Origin of the sequence: Proteiniborus sp. DW1 (genome assembly GCF_900095305.1) — a bacterium.
Classification (GTDB): domain Bacteria; phylum Bacillota; class Clostridia; order Tissierellales; family Proteiniboraceae; genus Proteiniborus.
This window is the reverse complement of the sequence record NZ_FMDO01000007.1, coordinates 20,042-37,208: the sequence shown is the minus strand read 5'-3', so window position 1 is coordinate 37,208 and position 17,167 is coordinate 20,042. Positions and strand designations below refer to the sequence as shown.

15 protein-coding genes are annotated in these 17,167 nt (G+C 29.4%); all 15 read right to left on the bottom strand.

Annotated elements, in window-relative coordinates; translation table 11 throughout:
* Positions 1 to 62 precede the first annotated feature (62 nt).
* The 15 genes from DW1_RS01535 to DW1_RS01465 all read right to left on the bottom strand — a co-directional run bounded on the left by DW1_RS01535 (position 63) and on the right by DW1_RS01465 (position 17,166).
* Complete coding sequence (locus DW1_RS01535) at positions 63 to 1,178, bottom strand: DegT/DnrJ/EryC1/StrS family aminotransferase (protein WP_347499696.1); 1,116 nt, start codon at positions 1,176 to 1,178, stop codon at positions 63 to 65.
* Positions 1,138 to 1,563 (bottom strand): sugar 3,4-ketoisomerase, encoded by a 426-nt coding sequence (locus tag DW1_RS01530; protein ID WP_074348875.1) that lies wholly within the window; start codon positions 1,561 to 1,563, stop codon positions 1,138 to 1,140. Before DW1_RS01530 ends, DW1_RS01535 begins: the two co-directional genes overlap by 41 nt.
* An 84-nt stretch (positions 1,564 to 1,647) precedes the next feature.
* Positions 1,648 to 2,847 carry a glycosyltransferase gene (locus tag DW1_RS01525; RefSeq protein ID WP_083605462.1) on the bottom strand — a complete coding sequence of 400 codons (1,200 nt, stop codon included), beginning with the start codon at positions 2,845 to 2,847 and terminating at the stop codon, positions 1,648 to 1,650.
* Positions 2,847 to 3,998 carry a glycosyltransferase family 2 protein gene (locus tag DW1_RS01520; RefSeq protein ID WP_074348873.1) on the bottom strand — a complete coding sequence of 384 codons (1,152 nt, stop codon included), beginning with the start codon at positions 3,996 to 3,998 and terminating at the stop codon, positions 2,847 to 2,849. Before DW1_RS01520 ends, DW1_RS01525 begins: the two co-directional genes overlap by 1 nt.
* A 33-nt stretch (positions 3,999 to 4,031) precedes the next feature.
* A complete protein-coding gene (locus tag DW1_RS01515) occupies positions 4,032 to 5,816 on the bottom strand; it encodes a CDP-glycerol glycerophosphotransferase family protein (protein WP_242942422.1) in 1,785 nt (594 codons plus the stop codon).
* 47 nt (positions 5,817 to 5,863) lie between these two features.
* On the bottom strand, positions 5,864 to 6,907 hold the full coding sequence (locus DW1_RS01510) for an alcohol dehydrogenase catalytic domain-containing protein (RefSeq protein WP_074348871.1): 1,044 nt from the start codon (positions 6,905 to 6,907) through the stop codon (positions 5,864 to 5,866).
* Positions 6,907 to 7,617, bottom strand: a complete 711-nt coding sequence (ispD, locus tag DW1_RS01505; protein ID WP_074348870.1) for a 2-C-methyl-D-erythritol 4-phosphate cytidylyltransferase — start codon at positions 7,615 to 7,617, stop codon at positions 6,907 to 6,909. Before ispD ends, DW1_RS01510 begins: the two co-directional genes overlap by 1 nt.
* An 836-nt stretch (positions 7,618 to 8,453) precedes the next feature.
* Positions 8,454 to 9,182 (bottom strand): cytidylyltransferase domain-containing protein, encoded by a 729-nt coding sequence (locus DW1_RS01500; protein WP_074348869.1) that lies wholly within the window; start codon positions 9,180 to 9,182, stop codon positions 8,454 to 8,456.
* A 14-nt stretch (positions 9,183 to 9,196) separates the two neighbouring features.
* Positions 9,197 to 9,871, bottom strand: coding sequence for an HAD family hydrolase (locus DW1_RS01495; protein WP_074349108.1), 675 nt, complete (start codon positions 9,869 to 9,871; stop codon positions 9,197 to 9,199).
* 10 nt (positions 9,872 to 9,881) lie between these two features.
* On the bottom strand, positions 9,882 to 10,838 hold the full coding sequence (locus tag DW1_RS01490; RefSeq protein WP_074348868.1) for an ATP-grasp domain-containing protein: 957 nt from the start codon (positions 10,836 to 10,838) through the stop codon (positions 9,882 to 9,884).
* Between the two features lie 11 nt (positions 10,839 to 10,849).
* Positions 10,850 to 12,040 carry a UDP-4-amino-4,6-dideoxy-N-acetyl-beta-L-altrosamine transaminase gene (gene pseC, locus DW1_RS01485; RefSeq protein ID WP_143474332.1) on the bottom strand — a complete coding sequence of 397 codons (1,191 nt, stop codon included), beginning with the start codon at positions 12,038 to 12,040 and terminating at the stop codon, positions 10,850 to 10,852.
* A gap of 16 nt (positions 12,041 to 12,056) precedes the next feature.
* The gene (locus tag DW1_RS01480) at positions 12,057 to 12,860 is read right to left on the bottom strand and encodes a formyltransferase family protein (RefSeq protein WP_074348867.1); all 804 of its coding nucleotides are present in this window, start codon (positions 12,858 to 12,860) and stop codon (positions 12,057 to 12,059) included.
* On the bottom strand, positions 12,857 to 14,203 hold the full coding sequence (locus tag DW1_RS01475) for a DUF4910 domain-containing protein (RefSeq protein ID WP_074348866.1): 1,347 nt from the start codon (positions 14,201 to 14,203) through the stop codon (positions 12,857 to 12,859). Before DW1_RS01475 ends, DW1_RS01480 begins: the two co-directional genes overlap by 4 nt.
* 26 nt (positions 14,204 to 14,229) lie before the next feature.
* Complete coding sequence (gene pseB, locus DW1_RS01470; protein ID WP_074348865.1) at positions 14,230 to 15,288, bottom strand: UDP-N-acetylglucosamine 4,6-dehydratase (inverting); 1,059 nt, start codon at positions 15,286 to 15,288, stop codon at positions 14,230 to 14,232.
* Between the two features lie 12 nt (positions 15,289 to 15,300).
* Positions 15,301 to 17,166, bottom strand: coding sequence for a motility associated factor glycosyltransferase family protein (locus tag DW1_RS01465; protein ID WP_074348864.1), 1,866 nt, complete (start codon positions 17,164 to 17,166; stop codon positions 15,301 to 15,303).
* Between the last annotated feature and the right edge of the window lies 1 nt (position 17,167).

The following is a 17,167-nucleotide window of genomic DNA, read 5'->3' as shown; positions in this document are numbered from 1 at the left end:
ATCCACTCCTATAATATTTGCTAAAACTAGTTAGCAAAGTACTAAAATAATTGCTACAGAAATCAGTATTTATTTATCGTTTCAATAATATAATCTATTTCTTCCTCTGTCATTCCCTCATATAAAGGTAAGCTAATGATTGTATTAGCTAGATGCTCTGTAATAGGAAAGTCTCCTTCTTTATATCCTAAATATTTATATGCTTGAGATAAATGAGGTGGTATAGGATAATGTATTTGAGTGACTATACCGTTATCTAGTAAGTATTTCTGAAGTCTATCTCGATTTTCTGTCTGTACAATAAATAAATGCCATACATGTTCTGCTCTATTTCTGATTTGAGGCAAAACAATATTCTTATTTTTTATTCTAGTTATATATCTTTCTGCTATTGAGGCCCTCTCTTTTCTAATTTCACAATAATGTGACAACTTAACTAGTAATAAAGCTGCTTGAATTTCATCTAATCTTGAATTTACTCCTAAAATTTCATTATGATATTTAACTTTGCTTCCATAATTTCTTAGCATCTTTATTTTTTCATAGATTCCCTCATTATCGGTTACTATAGCACCACTATCACCAAATGCCCCTAAATTTTTCGTAGGATAGAAACTAAAGCAACCAATATCTCCCCATGTTCCTGTAGTTCTATCTTCAAATTTAGCTCCGTGACTTTGTGCACAGTCCTCAATCATATATAAGTTATATTTTTCTGTTAATTCTTTAATTCTCTTTAAATTCGCAGCTTGTCCATATAAATGAACTGCAAGAATAGCTTTGGTCTTAGAAGTAATTTTTTCTTCAATTTTGTCCACATCAACATTATAGTATTCATCTGGTTCAACAAAAACAGGAGTTGCTCCATTTTCAGTTATACCTATTACTGATGCTATATATGTATTGGCTGGAACTATTACTTCATCTCCAGTACCAATATTCAATGCTCTAAAGGCAAGAGTTAATGCATCCAGTCCTGAATTGAGTCCAACGCAATATTTGGCTCCAATGAATTCAGCAAACTTCTTTTCAAACTTCTGCCCTTGTTCACCTAAAATATACCACCCAGATTCAAGAGTAGTAATAACAGCTTCATCATATTCATTTTTATGTTTTAAATAACCTCTATCTAGTTGATTAAAGTTTATTTTCATCTTTCCAATATCCTTCCTTTGCATACTTTAAAAACTCATTATAATCTCTTATATAGTCATCTTCATTATAATATTCAGAAGCAGCTACACATAAAATCGAATCTTCTTTTTTCCATATCATTTCTCTCCATATACCGCTTCCTACTAGTAAAGCTTTTTCTGGTGAATCTAATAAGTAAGTTTTTTTTATTTTCCCATTGTCAAGCTTAATAATTACTTCTCCATATGAACACCATAATAGTTGTTTTAATTCTTTGTGTGCATGCATACCTCTTTTTTTACCTTGAGGAACATTAAATATAAAATATAATCTTTTAATGTCAAATGGAATATCTCTATTCCCTTCAAAAAATGATAAATAGCCGCTTTCTATATTTCCTATTTTTTTTAAACTAATTAAGTTATTCATTAAAATCACCTTTAACTATATTTTCATTGTTTAATAATAGTCTAGATACTTAAAAATCAACTTCACTATGAAGAAACTCTAAAACTAAACAATATATTTTTCTCTCTTATATAATTGGACATCTAAAATTCTCTCTGTTATTTTTAAAATATCTATCTTCCCTTGAAGAATATTATTCAAATTATTTCTTGCATCTACATAACCTGGATATATTGTTAATGCAGACGCTATGATTTCTTTACTAGCTTCTATATTGCTATATAGCAAAATCTCCAATACTCCTAAATTATTTAATAGCGATGGATCATATTTGTCAATTTTAAATGCCAATCGAAACCTTTCCAAACTCTCGTTTAGTTTGCCAAGCTTGTAATATGAAACTCCAAGATAAAAATTAATTTCAAATAATATCTTTTTACTGCAAGTTTCATAGTCTGTTTCATAAGCCATTAAAAGATATTTATGCCCTGACTTAATGTTGTCTTTAAAAAGATTCGAAACACCTAAAGCAACAAAAATTTCTCTATCTTTATATCCTCTTGACTTGAGATTATCAGTAATAACTTTATCTTGATATTTTTTTAAAACAGATTTTGCTTTATCTGATATAACTCTACTATTATTTGATTGATTAGTATTATGCATTCTATATTTCACTAAATAATCTCTGCACAAAAAAATATTATAGCCATTTAGTATATATTCAATAGATATTTCATAATCATCTATATATTCAAGCATCTCTTCTTTCAAAAGAATACTTTTATCATTCACTATAGCCATTGTAGCTCCTAAACAATAGTTACGTTTAAATTGTTCTATACATACATTTCCATTATGAATATCATTATTTATAGCAAATACTTCTCCAGTTTCTCTACCATTTTCATCTATTATTATAGCGTTTGATGCAATTATCCCTATTTTGCTATTATGCTTGAAAATATTTAGACATTTCTCTACCCTATCTGGTAAAGAAACATCATCAGCAGCAGCCAAAAAAACGTATTTTCCTCTTGAAAGTTCGATTCCTTTTTTTAAAGTCCTTGCAGTCCCAATATTTTTTTCGTTTTTAAAAAATTTTATTCTATTATCTCTAATTTGGAACTGCTTTATGATATTAGCAGAATTATCAATACCTCCATCATCAATAGCTATTATCTCAATGTTTCTATAATTAATGCTGATAATACTCTCTATTGCTTCCTTTAAAAATTTTTCATTGTTATATATAGGAATTATAAAGCTTACTAACTCCAAACTATTCACCATCTTTCTAGACATTAATAATAATGTTTCATATATAGAAAACCATATTTTTTAAGTTCATTATATATTTCCTTATAGAATTGGCTCAGAACAAGAATATAGTATTCATCCTTATTTATTTTCAACAGCCTTGATGGAGCACTAACCTCTTTATTATCTAGTATTATACCTTGTTTATTTGGATTAGAATCTATAAAAAAGTCTATTTCTATATTGTACGTATTTTTGAAATTTTCATATGAACTGCCTGTCCCCCAAACAATTATTTTTCTGTTTTTTATTTTGTTGTTAATGTTTTCAAGTTTAAAAATGCCTAATTTCCTTTCGAACAACGATACAACAATCATTCGTTGTTCTTCATTTAGCAAATCACTTTCACTATATTTATTAATTAAACTTTTTAATGTATCTACTATTATATGACTTCTTCCAGAATTATTTTTATGGTATCTATGCAATACTAAAGGCTCTTTAATAAAACTATATTTATAGTATTTAGCCATCCTTATAAACATATCTAAATCTTCACTTTCTATATTTTCATCATACAAGCCTACTTTTTCAAAACAACTTTTCCTAAAGCACACTCCTGGCGCAGGCATAAGATATACATTATGTAACATGAAATCGAATAAATCATCTATCATATTTTCCATGTCTCTTGTGAATAGTAAATCACTGTCATACCTGTCATTAACATGAAAATATTCATTTTGCATTCTCTTAGAAAACAATAGCCCATCTGTATTTACATTATTAATATCAAAATATTCATCACTTTCTATATGATATCCGTCTACAAATACCATTCCGTATTCTTTATTTTGCTCTAAAAATTCGACTTGTCTGCTTATTCTTTCAGGATACATAATATCATCAGAAGCAAAAATAATTAAATATTCTCCTTTAGAAATATTTATCCCTCGGTTTAGAGTCTTGCATACTCCTTCATTTTCTTTATTAATATACTCATATCTTTTAAAACGCTTTCTAAGTATGTTTTCATAACCGATAATTTTTTCATTTGTATCATCTGTAGAGCCATCATTTAATATGATTAATTCTATATCATTATACGTTTGATTAATAATACTATCTAAACAATTTTCTATATACTTTCCATGATTATATGCTGGAATAATAACTGAAACAAGCGGTTTGTCCATACTATTCTTGTCCTCCTAAGTTAAACTCTTGATTTAAATACTTACATTCTCAAAATCATATTTTTCTAGTACACAATTTTTTATTCTTTCGCCAACTTTTCCATCAACAATACCAAGATATTCTTCAATTTTAGATGTTCTAATATCTTTCATAGTATCAAATCCATTAGCCACCATGTCAACATATTCTTCAATATCCTTTCGTTCATATGCTTTATAATAATATTCAACAATATCACCATCCTCGTTTAAAGAAGGTCCATTTTTATTAGGTAAATACATTATAGGTTTATATGTAGCTAAATATTCTAATAAAAATGAAGAAGCATCGCTAAGTAATGCATCAGATATTGCAAAAGAATGTCTATAGTCGAAGTTCCTATCTATATATACATTCCCCATTTTGCTAATTCTATCTTTAAACTCCTTTACTTTAGGTATTGATTCTTCACATTCTTTATCTAGTCTCTCCAACAATAAAGGATGAGGCCTAATTATAAGAAAGCAATTTTGCCTTTTTTCAAATATATCCAAAATTATATCTTTCCAGATATTAAAAGTTGACCAATTTGATAAAGGATCAGAGCCAATGCTAAAATGCGGATTCCAGATAAAAACCTTTCTACCTTTAACCATTTTAGCCATTTCTCTATCTACATTAAAATCCTTTAGTTTATAAATCGCGTCTATTTTAGGATGCCCAGTAACTACCACGTTTTTTCCTTTGTTTGATGAATATTTTCTATACATTTCTTTATGTCTCTTGGAACGAGCGAAAATCATCCATGCGTTGTTATGAAGAAATAAATTAAACTGTAATCTATAGTTTAAATCACCTCCTCCAATTTCAAGGGCATAAGGGATATAAGCTATTCGAGTTTTTCTATAAATTTCCCTAGAAGAAAATTCTTTAGGTCTTAATTCATCATAAGGACTTTGATAAAACACAATATCTGGCTTTTCTTCATCAATATCATATAAATACCATGGTATAAATGGAATATTAGAATCTAAAAGAAATTTTCTACTATCATCGCTAAATATATCTTTAAATTCTTGAAGAAATGGAACTTGTATTAATCTAGCTATAAATCTATTATCCTCATTAAATGACTTCCAAACTGTTTCTAAAGAAGTCCATCCTTGAGGATATTGAAAAAAGAAATCTACTTTAATCTTACTTCCTTCATCATAATTGTCTTCATGTTTGTGAAGTAAGTTTCTATTAAGTACACCATTTTTTCGTTTAATATCTTCTATGTCAAAATTATTTTGTGCAATAATTTCAATTACCTTTTTCTCATTTTCTTTATCTACTTTATATCCCATAGCTTTTATATCATTAAAAATAGATATAACAGTAATTGCAATTAACATTGTATTCGCATTTAGATATTTATAAAAAAATGGAAATCCCAAGTCGTATTTGTCATAAAAATCTACTATTTTATACATTGAACTTAGCTTATTAATTTCTTCTCTTATCTCTTTTCTAAAGGAATAGGAGGATATGATTATGGTGTCTATTTTGTAATCTTTTATTTCACATGGTTGTACTATTCTTATCCCTTCAATATACAAACCTCGTTTTTCTTTAGATTTATCAACGCAACATAAAATGTTTATATTTTCAATATTAATAAGTTGTAACAACTTTTCTGTATGTTCACCGGCTCCCCATATAGCCACTTTGTCATTTAAATCTATTTTACTTAGCAAATACTCATTTATCCCATTTTTAGAGAAGTAAAAAAATTTCTTCATATATTCGTATTTATCAATAAATAATTCCAATTTTTTGTTAAACATTTTTTCCATACTCAATTATAACCTCCAATAATAGTTGCTTATTTAGCTCCCCTAGATTAGAAATTAAAATGCAGGATGTTTTTCCCAAATTTTTTGCTATTTAATTCCGATTCAAAAGCATTATAAAAATCTGTAATAGTGTTTATTTCAATTATATCTATTATCAACTTTGATATATCTATTCTAAAGTCAATATTCTTAAAAAGATTAATTGCATTTTTAAAATCCACTACCTGACTCCTTGTAACGCCATACATAGATAAACCTTTTTCCAAAACCTTCCTAGTATTAATTTCTACTAGGCTTTCAGCTACACCAGTCAAAACTAACTTCCCGCCAACTCTTAAGTTATCTATTATCTCATTAATAGCAAATCCTGAAGAACTTCCTCCAACACATTCAAATGCAGCTGATATATTTTCATCTGCTATTTCTTTATCTCCTATTAAGTAATATTTTTCAACCGGAAATTGTTTAAGCTTCTGTTCATGCTTTCCAATAGCAACTATTCTTCCTTTGTTGTGAATTTGCTTTAATGTTGCACTTAAAATATATCCTAAAATTCCATCTCCCCAAATTCCAATAGTTCCATTATCATTCAATTCTGTTCTTCTATATGCTGCTAATGCTACAGAAACTAATTCTAAAAAAACAGCAATTTCTATGTCTATGCTATCAGAAATTTTTATTAGATTAGTAGTTGGATAATTTACGTATTCTCTTGCAAATCCATTATAATTGCTAGAAGCAAATTTCGCTTTAGGGCAATAGTTTTCGCCCAATTCTTGTATTTCACAAACACAATGTTCACATTGGTTTTTTTTAGGTACAATATTAGGAACTAGAACAACTTTATCACCAGGTTTAAATCTATTTGACTTATCCAACAAGATAGTTCCTACGCCTTCATGTAAAAGATTCATTGGATATCTAAATCCTAATACCTTCTTATCTCTGGAACCTAAATAATATCTTAAATCAGCTTTACATATAGCTGCATAATCTATCTTAACTATTGCTTCATCTTGGGAACATATAACATTCTCAATATATAAGTCAAATCTTCTAGGTTCAACTATTTTAAAGCTTTTCCCAAGCATTATATCATCTCCGTATTTCCAAGTTTGATGATTGCTTTTAACAAAAGTAAATCATCAAAAGAAGTAATCTTAAAATTTAATTTTTCACCCATAACTAGATGTACTTTCTGTCCAAGACCCAAAACTAATTGACAGTCATCAGTAGAGTTAAGGTTATTTTGCTTAATTGCATTATCATGTGCCTCTCTAATTAAAGAAAACTTAAAGCTTTGAGGAGTTTGTCCAACAAACAATTCACTTCTAGCTGGAACTTCTTTTATTGTATCTCCATCTATGCTTTTAACTATAGTATCTGCACTTGGTATCACTGTATTTACAGCTCCAAATTCTTTTGCCCCGCTTATATTACTGCTGATTATTTTATGACTAACTAATGGGCGAACTGAATCATGTATAATTAAAATATCGTTATCTTTGTATTCATTTGAAAGAGTATTGATAGCATTATATACTGATTCCTGTCTAGTTTGTCCCCCATCTACAATCCATTTAACTTTATTAATTTCATGCTTCCTCAATAATATTCTTAAATCATCCATCCATTCTTTAAGGCAGACAACTGCAATACAATCTATCTCAGGATGATTGTCAAATACTTCCAGGGTGTAAGCTATAATTGGCTTCCCATATATATCAATAAATTGTTTGGGTTTGTCCACTATGCCCATTCTGCTACCTGTTCCACCAGCTAATATCACTGCTATATTCAAATGATTTCACCTACTTTTTTTAATTTTGTTATCACTTTAATAAAATATCCTTAAGATATAATTATATTTTTTTATCATCTCTAAAAGTTTGAGCATACAATATTATCTTTGTATTTAACAGTTCTTAATGTTTAATTAGAAACACTGATTTTATATTCTCAGTCTTTATCATATTAAAAATATATCCATCCCTAATTTTACTATTTATTTTAATAACAATTTTAGATGTCTCCTTATAAAGTATATTGGCTTTATTCTCCAATTAAAGCTTAGCTCTCTTTCATCCAATTATTATGAAAACTACTACTATATATACCTAAATTTTCTAAACATAAAAACATTTTTAAAGTCCAGTCTTTTTAACTTATATATATCGCCATATAGTACTGTGAAGAAATGTATATATTCGTATCTTTACCTTTTTTAATATTTCCTAAATTGGATAATATCCTAAGTCTATTGATATTAATACAATTTTCCTACTTTATTATCAGCATTATTGGCAACAAAAGGTATGACTCCTTCTCCCTCAGTTTTTTTAACCAGATAGTTACTATTATCAGGAAAGCTAGCCAGTTCCGTATTTTTAGCAATTCTTTCTTTGTTCTAATCTCACTTTATCCTTAAAATTCCGTTCCAACGCTATAATCTATCTTAAAATTCTCTATCCACAACTATTAAATGAAGAAATTACATAATTCAAAATCCTAAATCAAAACAGCTGTATATGGTGTATTGTTTACTTTGAATATACAATATATAGAGGTCTTCTTATTAAAAAGTTAAATATGCAATTTCCACAATTCTATTTTCAAATTGGGCTCTTCATATATAATTTACTTTTTCTGCATTATATTCATGTTTATTTTAACCAACTCAATATTCTTATCTAAAAACTCAACTACATCCTTAGCCCCTATATACTCATCTTTAAAATATTCATAAGTTTTACACACTACCTCAAAATCCCCTACTGTATCTACACAAAGCCTATAATTCTTATTATACAACTCATCCCCTTTAACATATCCAACTTTAAATTTATCTTTATTTTTATACATATATAAAGTAACATGTTCCTTATATTGCTCTTCACTGCTCTTATTTACCTCATCATAAGTCCTTTCTAAGGCCTCAGCAGAAAATACTTCTACATCAAATCCCCTAATAAATGTATCTGGTACATCTAATCTTACATAGTCATAATCATATATTAAATAATGAGAAATCACATTGTCTACTATTTGAGGATCTATCAACGGACAATCTCCAGTGACACGAACTATTACATCTCCACCAAATTCCTTATATGCATCTACATATCTTTTAAGGACATTGTTTTCGTCTCCTCTAAAGATATTGTAACCCTCTTGCCTAACAATCTGAACTAATGGTTCTTCTATTTCATTAGTTGAAGTGGCTAATACTATTTCATCTACGTATTTACTTCTTTTTAATCTATTTAATGTGTACAAAATCATAGGCTTTCCCAAAATAGGCTTTATCACCTTACCTGGTAACCTTTCTGATCCCATTCTAGCCTGTACTATGCAAAGAACTTTCATAATGCCTTCACCCTTTATTCTAAAAGTTTAAGTATGTTTTCTAGTTCTAATAATGATTTTATATTAAATTCTGCTTCATATTCCTCGCCTAAAAAAGTATTCATATGATCTCCAGCTTCTCTAATTATTCTAATAGTACTCATTCCTAGTTTTTTACACCCTATGAAATCCTTGTTAGGATTGTCTCCTATATAGATATATTCCTCTGGAGCACCTCCAAAATGTTCTATCATGAGTATAAATGGCTTAGTGCTAGGCTTCCAACAATCCCTTCCTAAATCATCGGTTACAATTATCTTATCCATATATTTTTCAATATCTAATGCCTTTATCTTATTCCATTGAACTGTATTCTTACCATCCGTTACTAGTCCTAGCTTATATTTATCCTTCAAATTCTCTAGCATATAAAGTGCATCGTCATATAATTTAATATTAGGTACAGTATTTCTATATATATCTACTAGGCTTTCAATATCTTCTTCTAGACTATACTTTTCACATAATATATTAAATATCTTACCCCTTCCTTTTTCTTGGAAAATATCTAAAATATCCTTATAAAGATTATTTTTCTCTAAACTATATTTTTCATTTAAATATTTAGCTACTTCATTGAAGCCACTAAATACAAAATCTCTTTCATTATATAAAGTGTCATCTAAGTCAAGTAGTATTACCTTTATCATGTCTTCACCTTTACTTAATATATACTGCATCATCAAATCTCAGCATAGTCAATTCTTCAAATCCACCAATAAAAGGTTCAATCTTTTTACCCGAAATCAAATCACATAGAATTTGTCCATAATCCACTCCTGCTTCAAAAGATAGTGGAACTCCTCCGCCAAATCTTGGATTAATCTCTATAAACTTTATTTCACCATTTTTGTCAACGATACATTGTATGTTCATTGGCCCAATGGCTTTGTATCCTTTACTTGAATTCAATTTATTTACCAAATTTAAAGCAACATCTATCAGTCTAATGTCTTTTACTGCCTTACTCTTTGATACCTCTCCTGCCCTTACCTCAAGTCGTTGTCTTGGAACTATAGATATAACCTGTCCATCAAAATCACAAAAAATATCAAGGGTATATTCAGTTCCCTCTACCTTTTCTTGAATTATGTAGCCACTTAAGCTTGAAATAGTATGGAGTAATTCATCTCTATTATTGGCATAAAATATTCCTCTGCTTCCCATTCCATCTCTAGGCTTAATTATTACAGGATAACTAATAGTTATATTTTGATTTTCTTTTATTTCTTCTAGCAAATATGTCTTAGGTGTATTTATATTATTCTCTTTAAAAAAATTAAAGGTATTCCATTTATCATTACATATCTCTAAAACAGAACTATCACTTAATAAAAGAAAAGTACCTACTTCCTTAAATTTATGTCTGTTACTATCAAGAATTAAAAATTCTTTTTCGTATAGGGGTATTAGCATGTCTATTTTTTCATTCTTACATATACTCAGAATTACATTAACATATTCCTTATCATTACATGGTGGAACCTTAAAAAAAGAATCTACGAAAAATTTGGCAGGTGCTAAGTCTCCTGAGTCTACTCCCACTACATAGTTTATTTTCTTTAAATGCTTAATTAATTGTACTCTCTTTCCTATTGCTGTAAGAAGTATTCTCATGCTATCCCTCTTTATCTTCTATAATAATTTATTATTTTATAAACCCCATTAATTACATCTTCTACATCATTATCCGTCATAGCTGGAAATAACGGAATTGTAAATATTGAATTATATAACTCTTCTGCCTTAGGACATAGACCTTTTTTGTACCCTAGCTTTTGATAATATGGATGCCAATATACTGGTATATAGTGTACATTTACTCCAATATTCTCAGCAATCAACGCATTATATATTTCTTTTCTATTAGCTTTGAGCTTATTCAAGTCTAGTTTTATCACATATAAATGATTCACTGTATCCGAAAAATCAGCATTTTTCTGTAGAATTACTCCATCCAAGTCCTTAAATGCTTCATTGTATTTCTTTACAATCTCTCTTCGTCTATTTATGAACCAATCTATTTTATTCATCTGACTAATTCCAAGAGCTGCTTGAATGTCAGTCATTCTATAGTTATATCCTAGGTCAAGCTGTTCATAGTACCAGCCACCTACCTCTTTATCAGCATGCTGGTTAATATCTCTTGTGATACAGTGAGATCTAAAGTTTATTAGTCTTGTGTAATACTCCTCATTATTCGTAGTGATTATGCCACCTTCTCCAGTAGTTACAGTCTTTACTGGGTGAAAGCTAAACATGGTCATATCTGCTAATCCGCCTACTCTAGTGCCCTTATATTTAGTCCCTAATGAATGTGCTCCATCTTCTATAATTACAATCTCTGTGCCTCTTACTAGTTCTTTTATCCTGTCAATATCTACTGCTTGTCCAGTATAGTCCACTGGAATTATTGCTTTGGTTTTGTTAGTAATCTTTTTAGCTATTTCATTTACATCTATATTAAACGTATATTCATCAATGTCTGCGAATACAGGATCTCCCCCTGAATATAGTACGCAATTTGCTGAAGCTGCAAAGGTTATAGGAGTAGTAATCACCTCATCTCCCTTGTCAATTCCAGCAGCATAACATGCTCCGTGTAGTGCAGCAGTGCCATTGGAAAATGAAACTGCATATTTAGCACCTACAAAATCTGCTATTATTTCTTCAAATTCCTTAACCTTTGGTCCTGTAGTTAAATAGTCTGATTTTAATACTATATTCACTGCTAAACAATCATCGTCATCTATATACTGTCTTGCGTAGGGTAGTGGTTCTTTTCTTATAGGAGTGCCTCCTAACATAGCTGGTTTCATTTGTCTTCCTCCAGTACTAAAATGCCTTTATTAGCTTAGGTTCATCATAACCTAGCTCCCCATCTAAAAATCTATCTACAATATCATTATTAAATGCGTTATAAATTAGTCTTAAATGTTGAGGTTTCCAATCTGAACTATTAAATACCTTGCCAAATGAACCTTGTTTTACACCATCTATTCTTTTTCCTTCTTTTATAATATTTATTATATTAATTAAATCTTCTGCCACTTTTAATACAGCCTTACAAGCTACATCGTGTATGCCATCTCCTTTATTTAATTCAGGTATTGAATGATGTATGATATCTCCACCATCAATTTTATCATTTAGGTAGTGAATGGTCATCCCTGCCCAATTAGGCTTTAAAAAATAAAATGGCCAAAATAATGTTATATTTCCTCTATACCAAGGTGATAGTCCCCCATGAATATTGAAAGAGCTTTGAGGCAATATCTGTAATATATCATTAGATAATTTATGTATACCATAAGAGAAAACTATATCAGGCTTAAAATCTATAATCCATTGTTTTAGTTTTTCACTATTTAACTCATCTACATTAATGATTGCTTTATCAATATTTTCACCAAAATCTTCATATGTAAATCTGCCAAAGTGCTTTTCTTCTGCCTCTTGTCTTTCCTTAAAGTGCCTTATGAAATTCTCTCTATCTATATCTAATAGTCCATCTGGCGGTTTTGGTACAAAGCTTTCTCTTTTTTCAATAATTAATCCACTAAGAAGTCCTACACCTTCTAGCTTTTTTGCGATATACAAATGTCTTGGATGGCTACCTGTTAAAAATAGAACTCTCATATCTTCAAGCTCCTTTTTTCAAAATATGGTCCTTCTAACACACCTTTTCTTTTCAGCTTATCTACAATATCTATTAAATCAAGTATACAACACTTGCACTTATCTGCTATATCTAATAATGTATGTTCACCATCTGAGTAATTTAAAATCATAAGTATATAGTTAAGCTCTTGTCTTCCACTAATATTTACATTATTAGAATATTTACTTGCTAATGGTCCATTCATATCAGGATATAACCCGTATTGGTCTAATTTAATTTCACCATATGGGTACAAGTTTATATAGTATCCATTATATTCATTAGCCTTTAAAATCAACTCGATTTCATCTAAGCTTTTTATAAGATTTTCTATCCCCATTAGTTCTTTATTATCTAAGGATGTATGGTATTCTTTATAACTTCCATATACCAATCGTGCAAACTGCCCTACAGGTAAATTAAAACCTGGAGAACAGTATTGTCTTTCATCTGACCCATGAACTGGGGTAAATTCCCTAATAAATCCCTTTGGGGTATCATGATTAAACAAATGATTCGTGATTTTATCTATTGGTGAATCTCCTCGTCTAGACTCCTTGTAGTTTAAGCATACATCTCCACCCAAACATGTGAGAACAATTCCCGAATACATGTTTTGCATTAAATCACTACCATATCTCGATAAATAAGCTATACTTCCTATGGTTTCTGGATTGATGACAAATCTATATTTAAAATTTCTTTTTTCCCATTTTAGTATTCTATTGTATAAAAAAGCTAATACCATTGGACCACTGAGCTCATTGTTTGCCATTGACGGATGGCATATATACGAAGAAATTAATATTTCTTTGCTGCTATTTCCATCTATAAATGCATGCCCAAGATTTAGCTCTCCATCTCTAAATTCACTATTAATAAAAGCATAATATTTACCTGGTTTTAATTCAGTAAGTTTCGAATGTTCCATGCAAAACCCCCATCTTTTTTTATAATATGATGTTACATAGGGGATTGCATTTGGTAAGTTAGGTTTTGTATGAATATAAGATGCTAATTCCTCTAGTGTAAATTCTTTATTTATTGGTTCTGAATAGTTTATGACATGCAAACTACTTTCCTTAAAATCTAATATTTTCTTTCCATATTCATCTTTTATCCATGCATCACGTATCAGCCATTCCTGAGGTATTTCCCAGTTTAAGACTTTTTCACCTGTTTTAAAGCTTAAAATTTCTAGTGGCATATAAGTGCTCAATATATTTAAAGAGTTTCTTAATCCATCCCCAGTAATGCTTCTACAGATTGGATATAACTTATCAAATAATCTCTCCATTTCTATTAACTCTTGTTTTTCCATTCACTTCAATCCTTACACATATATTTTCATTTTTCTTCAGTTACTGCTATTTCCTTTAAATAATCACTTGAGAATGGCATCATATTAATTTTATATAGAAGTTTCCTCAATTCTTCTATACTTAACCAGTCAATATTTGTTCCAGAATTATATTCAAATCCTTCTTGTAGCGGTCGCCCTCCATTAGTAAAAAATTTTTTAGAGTTCCACCAGTCAAAATGAGGATAAATTATATAATGCTTTTCATACTCATAAGTATATCTCGAATCATCTTTAGTTATCATAACCTCATCTAACTTCTCTCCTTCTCTTATGCCCACTTCATTAAGTATAACATTAGGTAGCATGGCTTTTGCTAAATCTGTAATCTTAAATGAAGGAATTTTAGATATATAGGTTTCTCCACCTTTTGACTCTTCTAAAGCCTTAAATACTAACTCTACACCTTCCTCCAATGTAATCCAAAACCTAGTCATTCTAAAATCTGTAATTGGCAGTTCTTTTGCTCCACTTTCTATTAATTCCTTAAAAAAAGGTATCACTGAGCCTCTGCTACCTGCCACATTTCCATACCTAACTACTGAAAATATGGTACCCTTCCCACCTGAATATGCATTGGCTGATATAAAAAGCTTATCTGATACAAGCTTTGTACCGCCATAAAGATTTATAGGATTAACTGCTTTATCAGTAGAAAGCGCTACTACCTTCTTTACATCACAGTCTAAAGCCGCATCTACAACATTCTGAGCCCCATGAATATTAGTCTTTATAGCTTCAAAAGGATTATATTCACATGCAGGTACTTGCTTCATAGCTGCTGCGTGTATTACATAATCTACCCCTTTAAAAGCTCTATATAATCTGTCTTTATCTCTGACGTCACCTATAAAAAACCTTAATTTAGAAAACTGCTCTTTTGATAGCTTAGAGAAAAATTTCTTTCTCACTACATCTTGCTTAAATTCATCTCTTGAATACACTACAATTCTTGAGGGATTATATCTTTCTAATATCATCTCTATAAACTTTTGTCCAAATGAACCTGTTCCTCCTGTTATGAGTATTGATTTGTCATTTAACATACTCTTTTCCCCCTAACAAGTAGAATTAATATATTCTTGTATATTATTTTTTAATTCTTCATATGCTGGTAGCAAATCATCTATATCATCTTTACATAAATCCATAAAATTTTTAAAACTATTAATTATTCTATTCCCCTTAAGAGCTTTATCCTTTTCTTCATTTAAGCTATCAATACTATCTACTAACGCTTTATAGATTACTCTATTTCTAGGAATAATAAAAGTGGTAAAGAAACTATTATTCTCTATTTTTGAAAAAACTTTATCTAGCTTACTATACATTTTTTCTGCTTGGCTATAGTTTTTATTATTAATAAATGTTTTTATGCTTTCTATAACCTTATAATACTCTTTAATCAATTTTAAGGCATGTTCATATTCCTTGTCCATTTTTTTTGATTGGGAACTTAAGTAATCAATGTCATACTCTGTTAGTTTACACTCAAGCCAATCCTTTTCTACTATTTTATTAGTTAAATGTGTACCAATCACATCACTTAACTCTATAAAAGTAGTTCCATTTATATGTGCTCCACCTTTAGTTGAATTTATTACTCTCATATCTTCAAATATTCTTATATAAAATTCTAACTGTTCTTTCATAGAGATATAACTAGAGTTAGTAAGTGTTTCATTACCATAGACATCTTTAATAGTTATTGCTTTTTCCTTCTCTTTTTCATTCAATTCAGTTCTATTTACAGAACCTGAAGAATATCTTTTACTTCCTAGATATGCTAAGTTTTGTCCTACTAATATGACTGTGCTAAATCCTAAATTATAAAGTAATTGTAAAGTAATAACCGAAATAGTAGGTGCATCATAAACTCTTGCTATAGGCTTATTATTCATAGTCCTTGCATAAAAACTTGAAACCGTATCTTGGTTTGTGAGCATATGATACTTTTTGCCTGGATAGTTTTCTATAGTTTCATAGCCAACGCTAGAACCAAAAATTAGCGGTATTTCCGTTATTCCATTTTCCTTAATCTTCTTTACTGCAATTTGATTTATCTGCTTTGGATCATAGGTAGTAGTTGCGTCTGGATATATATTGTTATTAATTAAAGTATTCACAGTAGTTCCTACACTAAATATGTAGGCTAACCCATTTTCTTTTATATATCGAATATTCTCTAATTCCTCATTTAGTGAAGGACCTGCTGCTACTAGTAAAGCAGTTTTCCCTTTAAATTGTCCTTTTTTCTCTACCATTATATTAGGTGTAGACAGCACTTCTTTGAAATTTTTCATACTGTTTAAAATCCATCGTTTTTGGAATATGTTCTCTGCTGCTATATTAGTCATTTTCCCTTTTACTATTTCTTTATATAATTGAAGAAACTCCTTGTATTCTTCAGGAAAAAGCTGTTTGTGTATAGGTAAAGTAACTAGTTCTATCTTGCCTGTTGATTTATTAATAACTTCATTTAAGAATATGGATATAATCTGTTTACCTGTAGTAGTGACTATATTTTTTAATCTTTTTGAAGGCAGATCTTTTATCTCTTTATTAGATAAATATTCATACAATATCTCTGGAATAGGTTCATAGATATAATAGTTTACATCAGGATATTTCTCTAAAAAAGTATCTATATGATAGCCTAAGCCTGCTCCATAAAAAATAACACTACTATTTGGTTCAATATTTTTATATTCTTCCACAATAGTATCTACTTCTCTAATAGGGTTATATTTACTGTGCATGTATATAGATTTATCTTCTTTATTAATCAATAGGGTTTTTTGTCCATTTTTTGTAGACTCTAATTTTACTAGGTTTTTATCTAGATTGTTTTCTACTTTTTTTATACTTGCCCAAGTTAAAGGGAACACCTTTTTAAGTATAGTAATATTGTCAGCTAAAAGCATC